The sequence below is a fragment of the Mesorhizobium sp. M0174 genome, from assembly GCF_040322275.1.
Taxonomy (GTDB): Bacteria; Pseudomonadota; Alphaproteobacteria; order Rhizobiales; family Rhizobiaceae; genus Mesorhizobium.
On sequence record NZ_JAMYTB010000002.1, the window covers coordinates 556,939 to 576,379 of the forward strand.

At 61.6% G+C, this 19,441-nt stretch carries 16 protein-coding genes; 11 read left to right on the forward strand and 5 right to left on the reverse strand.

Annotation, left to right across the window (positions count from 1 at the left end; genetic code table 11):
- Positions 1 to 14 precede the first annotated feature (14 nt).
- The gene (locus NKJ13_RS06135) at positions 15 to 704 is read right to left on the reverse strand and encodes a haloacid dehalogenase type II (protein ID WP_352752789.1); all 690 of its coding nucleotides are present in this window, start codon (positions 702 to 704) and stop codon (positions 15 to 17) included.
- Between the two features lie 429 nt (positions 705 to 1,133).
- Here NKJ13_RS06135 and NKJ13_RS06140 point away from each other — a divergent pair, with 429 nt between their 5' ends.
- Complete coding sequence (locus NKJ13_RS06140) at positions 1,134 to 2,510, forward strand: aspartate aminotransferase family protein (protein ID WP_352777438.1); 1,377 nt, start codon at positions 1,134 to 1,136, stop codon at positions 2,508 to 2,510.
- Between the two features lie 203 nt (positions 2,511 to 2,713).
- On the opposite strand, the gene NKJ13_RS06145 is transcribed toward NKJ13_RS06140, so the two are convergent.
- From NKJ13_RS06145 to NKJ13_RS06155, 3 genes are all read right to left on the reverse strand, one after another.
- A complete protein-coding gene (locus NKJ13_RS06145) occupies positions 2,714 to 3,190 on the reverse strand; it encodes an Lrp/AsnC family transcriptional regulator (RefSeq protein ID WP_023718597.1) in 477 nt (158 codons plus the stop codon).
- A 10-nt stretch (positions 3,191 to 3,200) separates the two neighbouring features.
- Positions 3,201 to 4,274 carry a tartrate dehydrogenase gene (locus NKJ13_RS06150; protein ID WP_352507721.1) on the reverse strand — a complete coding sequence of 358 codons (1,074 nt, stop codon included), beginning with the start codon at positions 4,272 to 4,274 and terminating at the stop codon, positions 3,201 to 3,203.
- An 82-nt stretch (positions 4,275 to 4,356) separates the two neighbouring features.
- Positions 4,357 to 5,682: an NAD(P)/FAD-dependent oxidoreductase gene (locus NKJ13_RS06155; RefSeq protein ID WP_352507722.1), complete on the reverse strand. Its 1,326-nt coding sequence runs from the start codon at positions 5,680 to 5,682 to the stop codon at positions 4,357 to 4,359.
- Positions 5,683 to 5,839: 157 nt separating this feature from the next.
- Here NKJ13_RS06155 and NKJ13_RS06160 point away from each other — a divergent pair, with 157 nt between their 5' ends.
- The 6 genes from NKJ13_RS06160 (at position 5,840) to NKJ13_RS06185 (ending at position 13,115) form a co-directional block, all read left to right on the forward strand.
- Positions 5,840 to 6,028: a hypothetical protein gene (locus NKJ13_RS06160; protein WP_352507723.1), complete on the forward strand. Its 189-nt coding sequence runs from the start codon at positions 5,840 to 5,842 to the stop codon at positions 6,026 to 6,028.
- A gap of 432 nt (positions 6,029 to 6,460) precedes the next feature.
- Complete coding sequence (locus tag NKJ13_RS06165) at positions 6,461 to 8,125, forward strand: ABC transporter ATP-binding protein (protein ID WP_352752786.1); 1,665 nt, start codon at positions 6,461 to 6,463, stop codon at positions 8,123 to 8,125.
- A gap of 23 nt (positions 8,126 to 8,148) precedes the next feature.
- Positions 8,149 to 9,819, forward strand: coding sequence for a peptide ABC transporter substrate-binding protein (locus tag NKJ13_RS06170; protein WP_352478671.1), 1,671 nt, complete (start codon positions 8,149 to 8,151; stop codon positions 9,817 to 9,819).
- Positions 9,820 to 9,901: 82 nt separating this feature from the next.
- Positions 9,902 to 10,852: an ABC transporter permease gene (locus NKJ13_RS06175; protein ID WP_352777392.1), complete on the forward strand. Its 951-nt coding sequence runs from the start codon at positions 9,902 to 9,904 to the stop codon at positions 10,850 to 10,852.
- Positions 10,853 to 10,883: 31 nt separating this feature from the next.
- Positions 10,884 to 11,762 carry an ABC transporter permease gene (locus NKJ13_RS06180; RefSeq protein WP_352777394.1) on the forward strand — a complete coding sequence of 293 codons (879 nt, stop codon included), beginning with the start codon at positions 10,884 to 10,886 and terminating at the stop codon, positions 11,760 to 11,762.
- Between the two features lie 102 nt (positions 11,763 to 11,864).
- On the forward strand, positions 11,865 to 13,115 hold the full coding sequence (locus tag NKJ13_RS06185; protein WP_502900457.1) for an NAD(P)/FAD-dependent oxidoreductase: 1,251 nt from the start codon (positions 11,865 to 11,867) through the stop codon (positions 13,113 to 13,115).
- 143 nt (positions 13,116 to 13,258) lie between these two features.
- Here the strand turns inward: NKJ13_RS06185 and NKJ13_RS06190 are convergent, their stop codons facing one another.
- A complete protein-coding gene (locus tag NKJ13_RS06190; protein ID WP_352777397.1) occupies positions 13,259 to 14,197 on the reverse strand; it encodes an ornithine cyclodeaminase family protein in 939 nt (312 codons plus the stop codon).
- 54 nt (positions 14,198 to 14,251) lie between these two features.
- Here NKJ13_RS06190 and NKJ13_RS06195 point away from each other — a divergent pair, with 54 nt between their 5' ends.
- The 4 genes from NKJ13_RS06195 to NKJ13_RS06210 are packed head-to-tail and all read left to right on the forward strand — an operon-like array spanning position 14,252 to position 19,261.
- A complete protein-coding gene (locus tag NKJ13_RS06195; RefSeq protein WP_352507729.1) occupies positions 14,252 to 15,289 on the forward strand; it encodes a GNAT family N-acetyltransferase in 1,038 nt (345 codons plus the stop codon).
- Positions 15,290 to 15,300: 11 nt separating this feature from the next.
- Complete coding sequence (locus NKJ13_RS06200; protein ID WP_352507730.1) at positions 15,301 to 16,479, forward strand: alanine racemase; 1,179 nt, start codon at positions 15,301 to 15,303, stop codon at positions 16,477 to 16,479.
- Positions 16,480 to 16,535: 56 nt separating this feature from the next.
- Positions 16,536 to 17,810 (forward strand): NAD(P)/FAD-dependent oxidoreductase, encoded by a 1,275-nt coding sequence (locus NKJ13_RS06205; RefSeq protein WP_352507731.1) that lies wholly within the window; start codon positions 16,536 to 16,538, stop codon positions 17,808 to 17,810.
- Positions 17,807 to 19,261 carry an aldehyde dehydrogenase family protein gene (locus tag NKJ13_RS06210; protein WP_352507732.1) on the forward strand — a complete coding sequence of 485 codons (1,455 nt, stop codon included), beginning with the start codon at positions 17,807 to 17,809 and terminating at the stop codon, positions 19,259 to 19,261. The genes NKJ13_RS06205 and NKJ13_RS06210 overlap by 4 nt, the downstream gene beginning before the upstream one ends.
- The last annotated feature ends 180 nt before the right edge of the window (positions 19,262 to 19,441 follow it).

The window sequence follows — 19,441 nt, forward strand, 5'->3', positions numbered from 1 at the left end:
GCCAGCAAACAAAGTTAGGCGAATTCCCGAACAGGCTCCAGCCCGACGGCGCCGGCCAAACCGCCGATATCCTTGATTTCGGTATATTCGTAGAAGGGGTTCGCAGGTTCATGGCCGCGGTTCACCCAGACCTTGCTCTTGATGCCAAGATCATAGGCGGTCATGAGATCGTAGCGGAATGAAGACGACACATGTGTGATGTCCTCCGGGCCGCAGCCTAGCTTCTCGAGCATATATTCGAAGCCCTTCATCTGCGGCTTGTAGGCGCCGGTCTCCTCGGCCGTGATGACCATGTGAAAGGGTGCGCCGAGTTTCTCCACATTCGACATGATCAGGCTCTTCATGGAGTTCGACAGGATCACCAGCGGAATCTCCTTGGCGACCTTGGCCAGGCCCGCCGGGACATCCGGGTGCGGACCCCATGTCGGCACTTCCGCATAGATGCGTTGGGCATCTTCGGGCCGGAATGCGACGCCGTTGCGCTTGCAGGTCCGTTCCACGGAATTGTGCACGACCTCGCTGTACGGCTTCCAGGCGCCAAGAACCTCGTCGAGGCGATAGGCCGAGAAATCCTTGATGAACTGCGCCATCCCAGCTGGGGAGAGCTGCGCGCCGTATACGCGTCTCGCCGCACCGGCCATGTCGAAGTTGGTCAGCGTACCATAGCAGTCGAAGGTGATGTATTTCGGTCTGAACTGGGTCATGGGCGTCGATCCTTCCAATCCTGTCGGCACCGCGTGCCTTTAACAGCAAGGATCATAATGAGGACCGCAGAAGACTAGTCGCCGCATTCGATGCGCCCTGAAGCAGATTGTTTTGTATTGCGTGAGAGCTTTGGCAGAGAGTTGCGCCTGAGTTCGTTTCGAGCTTCGGCGGAGCGCGATCCTTCAGCCGCGCGTCGGCATAAGATGCGGCGCCGGCGACAAAGGAAAGTCAAAACGCCCATCGCTCAGGTTCTGGTCGGGAGGAACTGCTGTCCGCGGCGGGCTATCTTCGGCCTAGGCGAATTCAGGCCCGAAATGAACCGTGACCGCGCAGCAGATCACGCTGGAAAACGAGCTGAAGGACGAAACCGCACCACACCGGACTTACGCTCTCGTAAGTCAGGCACTACGCTGAATCGGAGGAAGCAAATGCTGGCAAACTCACTGATCGAACTCGATCGCGCACATCTGGTTCACCCGTTTTCATGCTATCGGAGCCACGAGGAGACGGGCGTGCGGGTGCTCAAATCCGCCAAAGGCGCAACCGTGACCGATGCAAGCGGGAAAACCCTGCTGGACGGATTCGCCGGTCTATGGTGTGTAAATATCGGATATGGCCAGGAAAGCGTCATTGAAGCAGCGACAAAGCAGCTAAGAGAGCTTCCCTATGCGACGGGATATTTCGGGTTGGGATCCGAGCCTGCCATTCGCCTTGCTGCCAGGCTTGCCGAGCTGGCGCCCGGCGATTTGAACCATGTCTATTTCACGCTTGGCGGCTCCGACGCAGTCGACAGTACGATCCGCTTCATTCGCTATTACTACCATGCCAAGGGTACGCCGCAAAAGGACCAGTTCATCTCCGTGGAGCACGGCTACCATGGATCCTCGACGGCAGGGTCAGGTCTGACCGCGATCCCGGCTTTTCACGCGGGTTTCGGCGTGCCTTACGACTGGCAGCACAAGATTCCCTCGCACTACGCCTATCGCAATCCAGTCGGTTCCGATCCGCAGGCGATCATCGGCGCATCGGTCGCGGCCCTGCGGGCCAAAATTGCAGAACTCGGCGCGGGCCGCGTTGCGGCCTTCTACGCCGAACCCATCCAGGGTTCGGGCGGTGTCCTCGTTCCACCGACAGGTTGGCTGAAGGCTCTGCACGCCGTGTGCAAGGAACACGCCATTCTGTTCATTGCCGACGAAGTTATCACTGCCTTTGGCCGCACAGGCCCTCTCTTCGCCTGTGAGGAAGACGAGGTCGTGCCGGATTTCATGACCACGGCGAAGGGACTGACCTCGGGCTACGTGCCGATGGGCGCCGTCTTCATGTCGGACCATGTGTACAATACGATCGCGGACGGAGCCGGCAAAGCGGCTGTCGGCCATGGCTATACCTATTCGGCCCATCCCGTGAGCGCGGCGGTCGGGCTCGAATGTCTGCGTCTCTATGAAGATGGCCTGCTCGAGAATGGGCGGAAGGTGGGGAAGCGGTTGATGGAAGGCCTTCGCTCGCTCGCCGACCACCCGCTGGTTGGCGACATTCGCGGTCGCGGCATGCTGGCAGCAATCGAGTTGGTCACCGACAAGGCACGCAAGACACCGCTGCCGGCGGCGGCCGATCCGGGGCGCCGCATCTTCGAGCGCGCGTGGGCAAACGGCCTTGTCATCCGTGCCTTCAACAGCGGCATCCTCGGCTTTGCGCCGCCGCTCTGCTGCACCGAGGACGATATTGATGAAATCCTTGAACGCACGCGGATGACGCTGGACCAAACCCTCGAAGATAAGGACGTGCGGGCAGCGATGAAGGGGTGATCATTGCCATCACCGAACCGACCTGAGTCAATGCGGTAGACGCCTGGCGCCCCGAAGCAATCCTCAGGTGATGCCGCCGTCTGCCAAGTGCAAAGCAAGTTGCCGGTATGTGGAATCTCTTGCCGTTGCACAAGCGCAGCGAAAACAGCAAGAAGGAGCGCTGGCGCGCGGCTCTCCAGATCCGAGACTGCGGAGCTGCATTCTCATTTGTCGAAAATGATGTCGAGAGGCAAATGGGATTTCACGATCGGTGACTTCAGCACGACGAAGCTGAAATATTTGTCGATTCCGATATCCAATTCGATCATGCGCTCCATTATCGTCTGGTACTCGCTGATGCCCGCTGTGACGAACTTCACAAGATAGTCGTAACCGCCTGAAACCAGATGGCATTCGATGACCGAATCGACTTTCTGAATTGCGGTGAGAAATCTCGCGAAGTCGTTCTGTTGATGGTGCTTGAGCGTGACTTCGGTGAAGATCGTTAGAGTCTGTCCGAGCTTGGACACATCGATCTGGGCGGAATAGCCGGTGATGAAGCCTTCCGCCTGAAGCTTCTTCACCCGCATCAGGCAAGGGCTCGGCGAAAGGTTGACAAGGTCGGCAAGCTCGACATTCGTGACTCGCCCGTTCTTTTGCAGTTGGGATAAGATCTTGATGTCGATCTTGTCGAGCTTCATTGGAAACCTGTCACATGTTCGAACCGCGGATCGCTCGGCAGACGGCGTCCGTCACTTCCTGCGTGGTCGCTGTCCCTCCCACGTCCGGCGTCAGCACGCCTTCACTCGTCACCGTTTCCACAGCGCTCATCAACCGCACGGCCGCTGCGCTCTCGCCCAGATGTTCGAGCATCTGGGCAGCGGTCCAGAAGGTGGCGACCGGGTTGGCAATACCCTTGCCGGCGATGTCGAATGCCGAGCCGTGAATTGGCTCGAACATCGAGGGATAGCGACGCTCGGGATCAATGTTGGCGGTCGGTGCAACGCCGAGACTGCCCGCGAGCGCGCCTGCAAGGTCCGACAATATGTCGGCGTGAAGATTGGTGGCGACGATCGTATCGAGGCTCCGAGGTTTCAACGTCATACGCACTGTCATAGCATCGACTAGCATCTTGTCCCACGCGACGTCAGGGAACTCTTGCGCCACCTCGGCTGCGATTTCGTCCCACATTACCATCCCGTGACGCTGAGCGTTGGATTTCGTAACCACGGTCAGGAGCTTTCGCGGCCGTGACTGCGCCAGCCGGAATGCATAGCGCATGATGCGGGTGACGCCGACGCGCGTGAAGATCGCGACCTCGGTTCCGACCTCCTCGGGGAGGCCGCGATGGGCGCGGCCGCCGTGGCCCGAATACTCGCCCTCGGAATTCTCCCGCACGATCACCCAATCCAGATCGCCAGGGCCAACACCCGCCAGAGGCGAAACAATCCCGGGCAATATTCTTGTTGGCCGCACGTTCGCGTATTGATCAAAGCCTTGGCAAATCGGCAGCCGGAGGCCCCAGAGCGTGATATTGTCGGGCAAGTCGGGAGCGCCTACCGCGCCAAAGAAGATGGCGTCGAAGCGCTTCAGTTGCGCCACGCCATCTTCGGGCATCATCCGACCATGGGCCTTGTAGTAATCCGAGCCCCAGTCGAAGTGCTGGACGCGCAGCTTGAAGTCGCCGCAGCGTTGCTGCAGCGCCTCAAGCGCCTGGAGACCTGCGGCAATGACCTCTGGCCCGATCCCGTCGGCAGGAATGGCGGCAATCTCATATTCGCGCATCGTCAGTTCCCTGTTTTTGGTGCTGGCCGCATCGTGCCTCAATCTCGTGTGCGACCGATTGTACCTTGGCAAGACGGTCTTCTCAGAATTCAGCGACCTTGCCCCACGCAGCGGTCTTCAGACGCTCGGGCCTATAAGGACGCGGATCGACAATAGGCTCGCTGCCTGCGATGATGTCGGCGATCATATGCCCCGCACCGGGGCCAATCCCGAAGCCGTGACCGCTGAATCCCGCCGCCAGGATGAAGCCCGGAATCCCCTCCACTTCGCCGACTGCGGGAATGCCGTCGGGTGTACTGTCGATATAACCCGCCCACACATCGGAGATCGCCACCCGTTGGAGTTCGGGGATCAATTCGCAGGCTCTCCGATATGTCAGCCGAATCTGCCCCATGTCGGGCTTCGGGTCGAGAATCCGGTTCCGTTCCATTGGCGTGATGTCGTCGAGGGTCCATTTGCGCAGGCTTTCGTGGCCCTGACGCCAGCCCTCGAAGGCGCCCGGGGCGAGATTGCGCCAGCGGCGGGCGAACATAGGTACAAACTCGCGGCTGAACCTGAACTGTTGCGGCGTTGGATCGACACGCGCCCGCCCGCTGATCGCCAGCGTGTATCCACCGTTGCTGCGCCGCGTCAGAGAGATGCGAGCGGTATGCAGGGCATCTGGCAGACCGTTTGCGCCTGGCGCCACGGCCAGAATGGACTGACGCACGGCAGCTTGCGGAAAACGCACACCGAGCTGGTTGCAGAAGGAAGACGCCCACGCGCCCCCGGCCATGACCACGGTCTTTGTCCGGATGCTACCCGCTTCGGTCACGACAGCGCTCACCCGGCCGGCGCTCAATTCCAGCCCGCGCGCCGCGCAGTGCTGATGTACGGTGCCTCCCGCCGCCATGATGCCGCGCGCTGCAACCGGCACTGCCTTGGAAGGGTCCGCCGTTCCGTCGGTTGGCGAGAACACGCCACCTTTCCATTTGCGGCGCGTCGCTCTGCCCCGTTCGGTGGCTTCTTCCGCGCTCAGCATGTGCGTGGTGACGCCGACCGTTCTCGCAAAATCGCGCCACTTCGCCCAGCCTGCCAGCTCATTTTCGTCTTGTGAGAGATAGAGGAGCCCGCAGCGGCGAAAGCCGGTGTCTTGGCCGGTCTCCTGTGCTACCTTCTCCCAGAGGTCGAGGCTCTTGGTCGCCATCGGCAGCTCACGCGCATCGCGGTTCTGCTGGCGGCACCAACCCCAGTTGCGGCTGGACTGCTCGGCCGCGATACGCCCCTTCTCGACCAGGGCGACCTTGAGGCCGCGGCGCGCCAGATAGTAAGCGCTGAACACGCCCACCACCCCGCCGCCGATGACGACGACGTCCGCCTCGCGAGGGAGGGAAGGGCTGCAGTCGATGTGCATGAGCGGCGCGGGCATGGATGGGACTCCGGTAATTTGAACCATCCTAACCTGCCGCCCGCAGAGGCAGACTGCGGAGTTTGTGCCTGGACGGAATTTCCTGCGTTTAGCAGCCCCCAGGACAGGCAATTATTGCGCTAAGAGCTCGCTGCGTGGGCAAGCTGGAGTACATTTCATGCAGTCGCGTCATCTGCGGCATGGGCGGCATACGGCGCAGTCGTCGACCTTGATCGGCAGCGCCTTGGCCGACATTGCGATGGGCCGCACGGTCACCAATCCGTTTGGGCGCCATGGCCCGCAAATGGTGTCGATGTACACCGGAAATCTTTGGTCCTATCCCTCATGGCCACGTATTGCCGAATAAAGGATATGGTTGCCTGATCCCGGTTTCCGCGCCGAAACGGGAACAGAGTGAAATGCCGAACTGGATGTTCTTTTCAGAAGTTCCTGCCGCGCGAGGGCCAAGTTTCGAAGACTCTGCGGAAACAGAACAGTCAGACTGGCTGCAAGAACGGAGCAACCCTTCCTTTTGGCAGGCAGGCTCCAGAGGACATTCGACAGGCAAGGCTTGCTCCTTCGGAGAGTTCTCCAAGAAAAAGGGAACAGAGTCCGGTACACGGATCGGATTTCATAAGGGAGCCGCTAGGATGAGCAGAACCCGTCTCTCGCAGCCTCAGCGCGCGAAGCGTCGAGAAGGCGGGACTACGGCCGCTAGGGTGAGGCGCTTCTGCTCAAAGGGCGATGATGCGGTCCGCAACAGGGTGGACGCGCTCGGTTGAAAGGGGAGGTGATCTCGATGATCGCAAGCATCCAGGCTGTAGCCCCCCACGATGTGGCGCTTTCGGTGCGCGACCTCACAGTGAATTTGCCGCAAGGCATGGAACGGACCCATGCTGTCAAGGACATTTCCTTCGATCTGAAACGCGGCCAGATCCTTTGCATCATAGGCGAGTCCGGATCGGGTAAGTCGGTGACGGCGAACGCGATCATGGGGCTTCTGCCGAAGGTGATCCGCCTCTCATCGGGTGTCATCCAGCTGGAAGGGATGAACATCGTTGGCATGTCGCCAGACAAGCTGCGCAACCTGCGTGGACGGGTCGTGTCGATGATCTTTCAGGACCCGCTCTCGGCGCTCAATCCCCTGATGACGGTGGGCGCGCAGATTGACGAGGTCATGGCCGCGCACGGCTTCGGCACGCCACAAACCTGTCGCAACCGCGCAATCGAACTGCTCACTGAAGTAGGCCTGCCAGATCCCGAACTCATGTATTATCAGTACCCGTTCCGGCTTTCGGGCGGGCAGCGGCAGCGCGTCATGATCGCCATGGCCTTGGCGCTCGAGCCGACGGTGCTGATTGCGGATGAGCCGACCACCGCGCTCGACGTCACCACCCAGGCTCAGATCCTGCAACTGATCCGTGACATTCAGCGGCGCAAGGGCATGAGCGTGATGTTCATCACCCATGATTTCGGCGTGGTGGCCGAGATCGCCGACAGCGTCGTGGTGATGGAAAAGGGTCATGTCGTCGAACAAGGCAGCGCCGAGCAGGTGTTGAAGTCGCCCAAGCACCCTTATACCCAGCGCCTGATTGCAGCCGTACCGCATTTGACCGGCGAAGATCGCCCCCGTCCGGACGCTGCCAGCAAGGAGCCGATCCTGAAGGTTGAGGGTCTGGTGAAGACCTATCGCGGTGGCAGCGCGCTGTTCGGCGCGCAACGGACTGTGACAGCGGTCAACGAGGTTTCGTTCGAACTGGCGCCCGGCCGCACGCTTGGGGTCGTAGGCGAGAGCGGTTCGGGGAAATCGTCGCTGGGCCGGCTGCTGATCAAGCTGCTGGACAGTGACGGCGGCGGGATCTTGTTTGAGGGCTGTGACATAGCCAAGCTTTCCGAAGCGAAGTTCCGCCCGCTTCGACCGCGGATCCAGATGATCTTCCAGGATCCCTTCGCTTCTCTGAACCCACGCTCGACGGTCGGTCACATCATGACGGTAGGCCCGCTGGCGCACGGGATGCCTTATGTCCAAGCGCGCGATGAAGCGCGTGCGCTTCTGGCCCATGTCGGTCTCGATGCCGGCGCTTTTGGCCGCTACCCGCACGAGTTCTCGGGTGGGCAACGCCAGCGCATCGGCATCGCTCGTGCGCTGATGTTCAAGCCGAAGCTGTTGATTGCCGACGAGGCGGTCTCCGCACTCGACGTGTCGATCCAGGCGCAGATCCTGCAGCTTCTGGACAAGATCCAGCGCGAGACGGGCGTGTCGATGGTCTTCATCACGCACGACCTGCGCGTCGCCAGCCAGATCTGCGACGAAATCGCAGTGATGCAGACGGGCCGGATCGTCGAGCGCGGACCGCCCTCACAAATATTCCTGAACCCGCAAGCAGCCTACACGCGCCAACTGGTAGCGGCGATTCCAGGAGAGCGGCCGGGCAATGCCGGTCCAGTAGCAGCAAACGCATAAGAAATAACAAGAGAGGAACTACCATGACCAAAAATTCATCGACTACGTCCAACTACTCGAGGCGCGAAGCGCTGCGACTGATGGCGATAGGTGGGGCTGCAGGCCTCATCGCGCCCAATCTGTTGGGCAAGCCCGCCTTCGCCAAGACCCCTCCTGCAGGGCCGGCCGGGCGCGTCGTCGTCGGCCTCTCCCAAGAGCCGACCGTGTTCAATCCGCTGATGGCGCATATCGAGGTCGATGACGCGATCCATTTCTCGGTTTTCGACGCGCTGGTCCGCATGGATCCCCAAGGCGGCCTACATCCAAACCTCGCGGCCGAGGTGCCAAGCCAAAAGAACGGCGGCATTTCGGAGGACGGTCTCAACTGGCGCGTCCGGTTGCGTGACAATGCCCGCTGGCACGACGGTGAGCCCTTCACGGCCGAAGACGTGAAATTCACCCTTGAGCTCATCACGAACCCGAAGTTTCGGGCTTGGCGCACGAGCGGCCATTCGCTCGTGCAGGACATCACAGTGGTTTCGCCCACCGAGATCACATGGCGGATGAAGGAGGCCTTCGCGCCCTATCTTTCGTTCTTGGCCGAAACCTTCATCGTGCCGAAGCACATTCTGGGGAAAGAAGCCGATCCGAACACAGCCGCGTTCAATCAGGCGCCGGTCGGCACCGGAGCATTCAAATGGGGCCAGCGTGTTGCGGGCGATCATATCGAGCTCGTCGCCAATCCTGAGTACGCCGGCGAAGGTCCCTATGTCGAGCAGCTCATCTTCAAATACATCCCCGACATGACCGTGCTCTACACTCAGTTCAAGAGCGGCGACGTGGACCTGGTCGATCAGTCGTTCATCACCGCCGACCATTATACTGAAGCCCGCGAACTACCGGACCGCGTGGTGACACTGGAGACAGGGGCATCCCTGGAGTCGATCTACCTCAATTTGGGCCGCCCGCAGTTCAAGGACCTGGCAGTGCGCCAGGCGCTCTACGCCGCGTTGGACAGGAAGGCGATTGTCGACACGATCTATTACGGCGTGGGTACCCTCACCGAGACCTTCATGCCGAAGGAGTCCTACTACTATGACCCGAACCTGCCGGTTCAGGAGTTCAATCTGGACCGGGCGCGCCAAATCCTCGATGAGGCCGGGTGGGTGCCGGGACCGGATGGAATCCGCGCCAAGGATGGGGTGCGACTGTCCTTCTCCAACTCGACAACTTCCGGCAACAACCTGCGGGAGCAGACGCAGCAGTTCCTGCAGCAGACGTTTGCCGAGATCGGCGTCGAGATGACGATCTCGAATTTGCCGGCTGCAGTCATGTGGGGCGAGTTCTGGCTGAAATCGCAATTCGACACCGCCATGGTGGGCGTCACCTATCTGATTGCCGCGGACCCCGACGCCACAAACCGGCTCCATACGAAGGCAATCGCCGCTCAAGGCGGACACGGTTCGAACACCGGGCAATATTCCAATCCTGAGGTCGATGCCCTGCTCGAAAAGGGTGCTCGCAGCTTCGATCCGGAAGAACGGCGCGCGATCTATAATCGTGTGCAGGAAGTCGTGCGCCACGATCTGCCCTTCCTGCCGCTGTTCGCGTACACAATCGTCCTCGGGCGCAAGAAGGGGCTGGACGGCTTCGAGCCCAACGCCAACACCCGCACCGCGTCGTGGAATGCCGCCGCCTGGAAGTGGAAGGCCTAGACGCAGTTGCCGCCGCCCAGCCCGATTCCGCCGCGGCGGCGGCAACAGACTAAAATCATCAACCCACAATGGAGGGACTCGAATGCGCGGCTTCCTGCTCAATCGCCTCTTGCAGAGCCTGGTGCTGCTTGTGATCGTTTCGATCATCGGCTTCGGCATTCTGAACCTCCTTCCCGGCGGCCCGCTGGCCCAATTCGGGCTTGATCCCGGAATGACCCAGCAGGATATCGAGCGTCTCAAGGGGCTGCTGGGCCTCGATCGCCCTATATGGATCCAATATCTGGACTGGGCATGGCGGCTGCTGCGGGGCGACTGGGGTCACTCCTTCCGCGACGGAGCGCCGGTCTTGGAGGTCATCGGCAGCCATCTCTTTGCCACGCTGCTGCTGATGGGTTCCTCAACCGTGATTGCAATCTCCATTGGCGCCTGGATTGGAATCCGAGGCGCCACGCGCCGCTACTCGCTGTTCGACTATGTCGCAACCGTCGGGGCCATGGTCGCATTGTCGGTCCCCACCTTCTGGTTCGGACTCGTCGGCATCTACGTCTTTTCCCTGAAGCTGGGCTGGCTGCCCGCGGGCAATATGTCCGAGATCGGCGATGCCTCGATCCTGGGCTATCTCCACCATCTGATCCTGCCAAGTATCGTGCTGTCGCTGGTCCATGTCGCGATCTGGAGCCGCTACATGCGGACGGCGACTCTCGACGCCATTAGCCAGGACTTCGTCAAGACGGCCCGGGCCAAAGGGTTGAGTGAACGCCGGATTCTGATGAAGCATGTCGTCGGCAACGCACTTTTGCCGATGATTACCTTGGCCGGGGTGCAGCTTCCCAGCGTCCTCACCGGCGCGCTCGTGACCGAAACCGTCTTTACCTGGCCAGGAATGGGACGGTTGTTCCTCGATAGCCTTGGTTACAGCGACTATCCGGTTGTGATGGGGCTGCTGATGTTCTCCGCCATCCTCGTTCTGCTTGGAAACCTGATCGCCGACATTGTCGTCGCTATTGTCGATCCGCGCATTCGCCTGGCGTGAGCGCGCAACTTCCCGACAGGAGACAGCCGATATGACCGCTCTCACCGCAAATGCAGCTCCAAGCCGATGGAGTAACAAGCGCGCGGCACGTCGTTTCATGCGTCATCGCTTGGCCCTGCTTGGGTTGGCGATGATCATCTTCCTGAGCCTCGCTTGCGTCCTCGGCCCCCATCTCCTGCCTTATGACTCACTGTATATCGATCTGCGGGCCCGCTTTGCCCCTCCGCTGACGGGCTACCACTTTCTAGGTACCGATCCGCTTGGCCGCGACGTGGCGGCAAGGCTTTTGATGGCGGGACGAATCTCGCTGCTGGTGGGTTTCTTTGCCATGGTTTTGTCGACGCTCATCGGCACGCTGGTCGGCGTAATTGCCGGCTATCGCGGGGGCTGGGTCGGGGCCACGCTGATGCGCACGGTCGATGGTTTCCTGTCATTCCCATCGATCTTTCTGCTGCTGGCGCTGGCTGCCGCACTGAAGCCCAGTCCTGTGATGATCACCGTCATTATCGCCCTCACCAGTTGGATGGAGGTTGCCCGCATAGTCGAAGCGGAAGTCCGCTCCTTACGCGAACGCGAGTTCGTCCTGGCCGGGCGAATGCTGGGATTGAGTGGCACCCACATCATGTTTCGCGAGATACTGCCCAACGCCATGGGGCCGATTATCGTTGCTTCCACCTTGACGGTCGCGCGCGCCATTCTCATGGAAGCCTACATCAGTTTCCTCGGCTACGGGATCCAGCCGCCACTGCCCAGCTGGGGCAACATGCTCAATGGCGCCCAGCAATATCTGGGCAGCGCACCCTGGCTGGCAATCATTCCCGGAGCTGCAATCACGATCGCGGTAACCAGTTTCAACTTCATCGGTGACGGGCTGCGTGATGCGCTCGACGTCCGAGACGACCACATCTGAAGTTTCACCGACCGTAGATCACCCCAGCGAGAAGTCAGCCCCGTGCAAGAGCCTCATATCGCCGACAAGAACACGCCCTACTGGTGGGAAGCAGCGCCCGTCATGCCGCTGCCGCGGCAGCCCCTCGCAAAGAAGCTTGACGTGGCAATCGTCGGCGCCGGTTATGCCGGTCTTTCGGCCGGGCTTTTGCTGGCGCGCGAAGGACGCTCGGTCGCAGCTTTTGATGCAATGAATCCGGGCGAGGGTGCTTCCACCCGCAACGGCGGGATTACGAGCGCGAGCATCCGGCCCGACTATGCCACGATCACCCGGCGCTTCGGGGAAGAGAAAGCCATGGCGATCGAGGCCGAGGGAAAGGTCGCACGCGAATTCCTCTACGACTTCATCAAGACCGAAGGGCTCGACTGCGACTTCCGACTGGTTGGCCAATTCAAGGGCGCTTTCGGATATGAACAGTATGAGAAGATGGCGCGCGGCGCCGAGACGCTGGCGAAGAAACTGGGGATCGAGTCCTACGCGGTTCCGCATGCCGAGCAGCGAAATTATATCGGCACCGACTTCTACCGCGGCGGAACCGTTCGGATGGACATTGGCGGGCTGCACCCCGCAAAATTCCATGCTGAGCTCCTGCGGGTGGCGCTCGCATCCGGGTTGACGGTCCATTCGCATACAGTGGTCAAGTCGATCGAGAGGAACGGTTCGGGGTTCCGCGTCGCGACTTCGGCGGGGACGGTGGACGCACGGCAGGTTCTGGTCTGTACCAACGGCTATACCGACGGCGCTGCTCCCTTCCTGCGCCGCCGCCTGGTTCCGGTCCGCAGCCGGATCATCGTCACCGAGGAACTTGCGCCCGATGTCATGGCGCAACTGATGCCGAAGCTGATGACGGTCACCGAGAACCGGCAACTCGGTTTCTATTATCGTCCCTCGCCCGACGGAAAACGTATCCTGCTGGGGGGCCGTGACAGTTCCCGCGTCGGCGATCCGGCGGCGCCGAAACTTCTCCTTCGCAAGGGCCTGGTGAACCTTTTCCCGGAGTTGGAGAACGTGCGCCTTTCGCATTGCTGGTTCGGCAATGTGGCGATGAACCGAGACATGCTGCCCCGCATCTTCGAGACGGACGGCGTGGTCTATGCAACGGGCTTCTGCGGTTCGGGCGTGGTCTGGGCGCCATGGATTGGCATGCGTGCGGCCCACAAGTTGATGGGGCATGGCGAGCAGTCGCGCACTGCGTTCGACTTTCGACCGCCTTCGGCCGTCCCCCTCTATCGTGGCAATCCGTGGTTCATGCCGGCGATTATCCAGGGCTATCGGTTGCAGGACCGCCTCGCCTTCTGGCGCGCCAGACGCTAGTCGCCGACATCGGGGGCGATCCGTGGTTCATGCGGGCAACTCTTTGGCGCGCCCGCCGCTGATACGACTGCAGGATCGCGCGCGGCCACCTTGTTGCCGTGTCGAAAAATCTGTCGGGACTGGGGCCTTGGTGCGAAAACTGATCAGCGGTGGGACGCCTTTGCGCGGATCAGCGCGTCGGCCATGTAGAGGTCCTGCAGGGAGATGCCGGAACTGTCGAAGACGGTGATCTCATTGTCGAAGTGGCGTCCGAGCGCACGCCTTTCAATAACGTCGCCGATTGGTGTTACCGCAAGCACGCCGGCGTCGATTTCGTCGCGCACGTGTTGGAACTCGCCGATCTGGACGGACTGGGAAAGCAGATCACAAAACAGACGTGCCTTGGGAAACAATTCGCTCGGCAATTCGCGTTTGCCCGGAGCATCCGACCCGATGCTGACGATATGGGTTCCGGGTCCCACCCAAGCGGCATCGAACAGCGGTTCGCGTGCGGGTGTCGCCGTCACCACGATGTCGGCCGTGCGCACGGCTTCTTCCGGCAAGGCAGCGCGCGCCTTCAGTCCCCTTTCGCCGATCTGATCGACAAAAGCGTCGCGCCGCGGCGAAGGCCGGGCCACGACCAGCACTGTTTCGATTGGGCGGATGCGTGCCAGCGCCATCACTTCGAAGCTCGCCTGGTTGCCGGCCCCGAAGATCGCCAGCACCTTGGCTTGCTTGCGCGCAAGAAGATCGGCCGCAACCGCGTCGGCGGCGGCCGTCCTGTAGGCGTTGACCTTCCCGGCCTCGACTACGGCACCGAGCCGACCTGTATGCTGATCGAGCAGCACGATGCTCGAGTTGTGGCGGGGAAGGCCACGTGCCGGGTTGCCCGACCAGAAGGAGCCAATTTTCACGCCGGTCAGCTCGCCCGACGAACCGGATTTGATTGAGAAGGTATTGGTCACCTCCTGTGTGCGCCCGAGAACAGCCGGAAAGACCCAGCTCTGCCGCGATGCTGCCGCCACGAGAGCCTCGCGCGCCGCCTCGAAAGCAAGTTCATGTGTGACGAGGGCGGCTGACTCCTCTTCGCTGATGTAGATCATCCAAAATTCCTCCTGGGCATCGCCGATCGGGCAACCACGAAGCTGCGATTCAAGGTGCCAGGTATTCCTCGCCCGATTTGCGCGATTTGGCATGCCGAGGAACTGCATAAAACGAATAATACCGCTGATTTGAAGGGGCAAAACAGCAGCGAAATCTGTCCGCCGGGCGCGACCCTAAGATCCGACGTCAATCCGACTCTGGATCAACTGACAGCGTTGCACCTTATGGCCTTTGAGCATGACAGAGATATCGTCAGCGCCCCGATCGAGCTGATGGAATTGGAAACCCGCCATTTGCCGGGCGCACTGAAGCTGTCGCAGGAGATGGCCTGGCCCTACCGTCAGGAGGATTGGGAATTTGCCCTGATGGTCGGCAATGGCCTGGTCCTTGAGCGGGCAGGACAGGTGATTGGCACGGCCATGTCCTGGAATTACGGACAGTCCTATGCCTCGGTCGGGATGATCATAGTTACTGGCTCCGCGCAAGGCGGTGGCAACGGCGCCCGGCTCTTTGATGGATTGCTTGAGGCGACACTCGGTCGCAACCTGCTGCTCAACTCAACCGAAGAGGGGCTGGCGCTCTACAAGCGACGCGGCTTCACTGCCTGGGGCACGGTGCTTCAGCACCAGGGCTCGCTGGCTGTCACCGTGACGCGGAGTACCCGCGACGACGTCCGTCAAGCGACAGCCTCTGACCTAGCGGCGATCCAGGCCTTCGACGAACGGGCCACAGGCATGCCCCGGCTGGCGATGGTGGCTGCGCTCGCCGATGTGGGCAACGCATTGGTCATCGAGCGTAGGGGACGGATTGCAGGCTACGCTGTCGCGAGGAGGTTTGGCCGCGGCTATGTCGTCGGCCCTTGTGCAGCCGAGAGCGACCACGACGCGCGGCTTCTGATCCTGGCCCAGCTTTCGAAGCTTCACAATCAATTCGTTCGCATCGACGTCTATGCCGAGGATGGATTGGGCGACTGGCTTGCGAGCCTTGGCCTGCAGCGGTCCGGCACTGCGACCGCCATGGTCAAAGGACAACGACCCGTCGCCGAGGGGCCAGCCCATATGTATGCGTTGGCAAACCAGTCGTTCACTTAGGAAACGAGATTATGAACAAGGTGGCCGCAAACCTGGCAGTGAGCGAGACGGCTAGGACGATCGACGCCTTGGTCACGCCGGCGCTGCTTCTCGACCGTGGGCGGCTCGGACGCAACATTCAGCGCTTGGCTGAGCGCGCCAGGAAGCTTGGCGTGGTGCTGCGCCCGCATATGAAGACGGCCAAGAGCATCGATGTCGCCCGATACCCGCTTCACCGCGAACCCGGACCGATCACGGTCTCGACCATCGCCGAGGCGGAGTATTTCGCGGGCCATGGCTTTCGAGACATGACCTATGCGGTCGGCATCTCGCCGGCCTCGGCCAAGCGGGCCATGGAGCTTTGTCGCCGCACCGGCGCTGGTGTGAAGCTGTTGCTCGATTCGGTCGAGCAGGCCGATGCCCTAGCCAGCGTCCGCGAAGCCACCGGTATGACCCCATCTGTTTTCATCGAACTGGACTGCGATGACCATCGCGGTGGCTTGAGGCCGGACGACCCGAAGTTGCTCGACGTGGCCGGCAGTGTCGTCGCGGCCAGTGCCAAACTCGTCGGCGTTCTCGCCCATGCAGGCGAATCCTATGGCTTGAACACGCCCGATGCGCTGGTCAAGGCAGGCGAGAACGAGCGTTCAGCCACGGTGCGCGCCGCTGAAATCCTGCGCGCCCATGGCCATGCCTGCCCGATCGTCAGCGTCGGCTCGACGCCGACAGCGCATTTCGCCAGCAATCTTGAGGGGGTCACGGAGCTGCGCGCCGGGGTCTACATGTTCTTCGACCTGGTCCAGCACGGCGTTGGGGTGTGCGAACTCGACGACATCGCGATTTCCGTATTGGCCACGGTGATCGGGTCCAAGCCGGAAAAGGGATGGGTGCTGGTCGACGCTGGATGGATGGCGCTTTCGCGCGACCGGGGAACCGCAAACCAGCAGATCGACCAGGGTTACGGCGTGGTCTGCGACGAAAAGGGGCGGGTGCTTGAAGATGTGATCGTGGCCCAGGCCAGCCAGGAACACGGTATCCTCGCCATTCGTGCCGGTTCTGGAAAGTCCATGCCCGAGCTGCCGCTCGGGACTCGGGTCCGGATTCTGCCCAACCATGCGTGTGCGACGGCCGCCCAGCATGATTTCTACAGCGTCGTCAACGGGGCCAGCCCCAAGATTGAAGCACGTTGGGAGCGGATGCGCGGCTGGTAGGCGCGCGACTAGGCTCGGATGTCGCCCCACTCAAATCAACACCGGTGGTCAAGAAAATGAAGTTTACCTCTTACTGGCTGGATACGTCTCAGCCGTTCAATGAAGGGTCGTCCAAACCGCTCGAAGGCCACTACGACGTGGCCATTGTGGGCGGCGGCTTGACCGGCTCCTCCGCCGCGCTGGCCCTTGCCAAAAAGGGCGCCCGGGTTGCCCTGTTGGAGGCCGAAACGATCGGCAATGCCGCGTCCGGCCGCAATGGCGGCATGTGCAACAACGGCTTTGCCCAGAACTATGCAATCATGGCTGGCAAGCACGGCAAGCCTGCCGCAAATGCGCTCTATAAGGCTTTCGACGCCGGCGTCGATATGGTCGAGCGGTTGGTGCAGGAAGAGAAGATCGACTGCAGCTTCTCCCGCGTCGGTAAGCTCAAGCTTGCCGCCAAGCCCGAGCACTACGACATGCTGGCGCGCAGCCAGGAACTACTGGCTGCCAATGTCGATCCCGACACCAGGATGATCGCGCGCGAGGACCTGCGAACCGAAGTCAGCACCAACCGCTACCATGGCGGGCTGCTCTTTCCCAAGAGCGCGGCCATGCATGTCGGCCGGTTCGTCCGGGGCCTCGCGACCGCCGCTGCCCGGCGTGGCGCAGAGGTCCATGAACGCTCGCCCGTCACTGCGATGCGAAAGGTTTCAGGCGGGCATGAGGTAACGACGCCAAAGGGCAAGATCGTCGCGCGGCAGGTCCTGTTGGCAAGCGGCATTTCCCAGGTTGGCCCGCTCGGCTGGATCCGCCGGCGCATGATCCCGGTCGGCGCATTTCTGATCGTGACCGAGCCGCTGTCGCCTTCGCAACTCGAGCGCCTCATGCCGACCCGTCGCAATGTCGTCGACACGCGCAATCTCGTTGTCTACTGGCGGCTCACGCCGGACAATCGCCTTCTGTTCGGCGGGAGGGCGCGCTTTGCCGTGTCCAACCCTCAATCCGACGAAAAAAGCGGCCGGATACTCAAGGCGGCGATGGTCGAGGTCTTTCCGGAACTGGCCGGCACCCGCATCGACTACTGCTGGGGCGGCATGGTCGATATGACCCGCGATCGTCTGCCGCGCGCCGGAGAGCGCGATGGCATCTATTACTCGATGGGCTATAGCGGACACGGGACCCAGATGTCGACGTTGATGGGCACCATCATGGCCGACGTCATGGACGGGCGCCCCGAGCTCAATCCCTGGAAGGATTTCGACTGGCCAGCGATCCCCGGTTATTTCGGGCGCCCCTGGTTCCTGCCGATTGTTGGCGCCTATTACCGCATGAAGGACCTTGTAGGGTGATGACGCCTCTCGAACACCTGGCCCGCAACGGCCACCTGGAGAAGTTCTTCATCGACGGTCAATGGGTTGAGCCGAGCGGCACCGCGACGGGCGTCGTCGTCAATCCCGCCACAGAAGAGGTTGTGAGCCAGTTTCCGCTTGGAAATGGCAAGGACGTTGACGCGGCCGTTGCAGCGGCCCGCCGGGCATTCGCCACCTGGAGTCGGACCACGCCAGAAGACCGCGCGGGTCTGCTCGGTCGCCTGCAAGCGCTGCTCGAGGCGCGCGGCGAACTGCTGGCTCAATGCCTGAGCCTCGAAATGGGCGCGGCGATCGGCTATGCGCGCAGCGCCCAGGTGCCGCTGGCGATCACGCATGTTAAGGTCGCTCGCGATGTGCTGACAGACTTTTGCTTCGTCAAGCAACGGGGGCAAACCGCCGTCACCCACGAACCGATCGGTGTCTGCGCCCTGATCACTCCGTGGAACTGGCCACTTTACCAGATCACCGCCAAGGTTTCGCCGGCGCTCGCTGCAGGCTGCACGATCGTGCTGAAGCCGAGTGAGCTTTCTCCCTTGGACGCCCTGCTATTCGCCGAGGCAATCGAGGAAGCCGGCTTCCCTGCCGGGGTTTTCAACCTCGTGCAAGGTGATGGTCCAGGCGTGGGTATGGGTCTCGCCTCCCATCCGGATGTCGACATGATCTCCATTACCGGGTCCACCCGCGCGGGCATTGCGGTGGCCCAGGCGGCAGCGACGACTGTCAAGCGCGTCGCGCAGGAGCTGGGCGGCAAGTCGCCCAACGTGATCCTGCCGGACGCAGATCTCGATCGCGCCGTTTCTCTGGGCGTATCCGCCGCCTTCCGCAATCTCGGCCAGTCATGCAGCGCCCCGACGCGCATGATCGTGCCACGCCCGCGGCTCTCCGAGATCGAGGCAATCGCCAAAAGGGCCGCAGCCCAGATTGTCATTGGCGATCCTCTTTGCGAAGCCACTACTCATGGTGCAATCGCAAACCGTGCCCAATTCGACCGCATCCAAACCATGATCGGCGTCGGCATTTCTGAGGGCGCCAGGCTCCTCACCGGTGGACCGGGCCGTGCGCACGATCTGAACGTCGGGTTCTATGTGAGGCCGACCATCTTTTCCGACGTGCGCACGACCATGCGCATTGCCCAGGACGAGGTCTTCGGGCCAGTTCTCTGCATCATCCCTTACGACACAATCGAGGAAGCCGTCACCATCGCCAACGACACGGTCTACGGTCTGGGGGCTCATGTGCAGGGCCAGGATGTGGACGCCGTCAGGGACGTGGCCTCGCGGATCCGCTCCGGCCAGGTACATCTCAACTACCCGGCCTGGGATCCGCACGCCCCGTTTGGCGGTTTCAAGCGGTCCGGAAACGGACGTGAATATGGGATCGAGGGCATGTTGGAGTATCTCGAGGTAAAATCCATCCTCGGCTATTTCTAGGCGACATCTTCGCCCAACGCAGGGGCGCCCGTGGGCCGAGCCGAGCTCCTGGACCGGCTCGCGTACGTACCTGGCAATTTGACATGGCTCTGCAGCGCTAGCCATCTGAGAAACCGGTCGAGGCCGCTAGCCAGGCTTGGTCGATCCCAAATGCCGTCGAAATTAGAGATGTCTGGCCGT

Excerpts from the sequence above, each read along its gene's own strand:
- NKJ13_RS06185 (WP_502900457.1), top strand. The coding sequence starts at position 11,865 with ATGCCGCTGCCGCGGCAGCCCCTCGCAAAGAAGCTTGACGTGGCAATC.
- NKJ13_RS06205 (WP_352507731.1), top strand. The coding sequence starts at position 16,536 with ATGAAGTTTACCTCTTACTGGCTGGATACGTCTCAGCCGTTCAATGAA.
- NKJ13_RS06170 (WP_352478671.1), top strand. The coding sequence starts at position 8,149 with ATGACCAAAAATTCATCGACTACGTCCAACTACTCGAGGCGCGAAGCG.
- NKJ13_RS06140 (WP_352777438.1), top strand. The coding sequence starts at position 1,134 with ATGCTGGCAAACTCACTGATCGAACTCGATCGCGCACATCTGGTTCAC.
- NKJ13_RS06175 (WP_352777392.1), top strand. The coding sequence starts at position 9,902 with ATGCGCGGCTTCCTGCTCAATCGCCTCTTGCAGAGCCTGGTGCTGCTT.
- NKJ13_RS06135 (WP_352752789.1), bottom strand. The coding sequence starts at position 704 with ATGACCCAGTTCAGACCGAAATACATCACCTTCGACTGCTATGGTACG.
- NKJ13_RS06160 (WP_352507723.1), top strand. The coding sequence starts at position 5,840 with ATGCAGTCGCGTCATCTGCGGCATGGGCGGCATACGGCGCAGTCGTCG.
- NKJ13_RS06190 (WP_352777397.1), bottom strand. The coding sequence starts at position 14,197 with ATGATCTACATCAGCGAAGAGGAGTCAGCCGCCCTCGTCACACATGAA.
- NKJ13_RS06180 (WP_352777394.1), top strand. The coding sequence starts at position 10,884 with ATGACCGCTCTCACCGCAAATGCAGCTCCAAGCCGATGGAGTAACAAG.
- NKJ13_RS06145 (WP_023718597.1), bottom strand. The coding sequence starts at position 3,190 with ATGAAGCTCGACAAGATCGACATCAAGATCTTATCCCAACTGCAAAAG.
- NKJ13_RS06200 (WP_352507730.1), top strand. The coding sequence starts at position 15,301 with ATGAACAAGGTGGCCGCAAACCTGGCAGTGAGCGAGACGGCTAGGACG.
- NKJ13_RS06155 (WP_352507722.1), bottom strand. The coding sequence starts at position 5,682 with ATGCCCGCGCCGCTCATGCACATCGACTGCAGCCCTTCCCTCCCTCGC.
- NKJ13_RS06165 (WP_352752786.1), top strand. The coding sequence starts at position 6,461 with ATGATCGCAAGCATCCAGGCTGTAGCCCCCCACGATGTGGCGCTTTCG.
- NKJ13_RS06150 (WP_352507721.1), bottom strand. The coding sequence starts at position 4,274 with ATGCGCGAATATGAGATTGCCGCCATTCCTGCCGACGGGATCGGGCCA.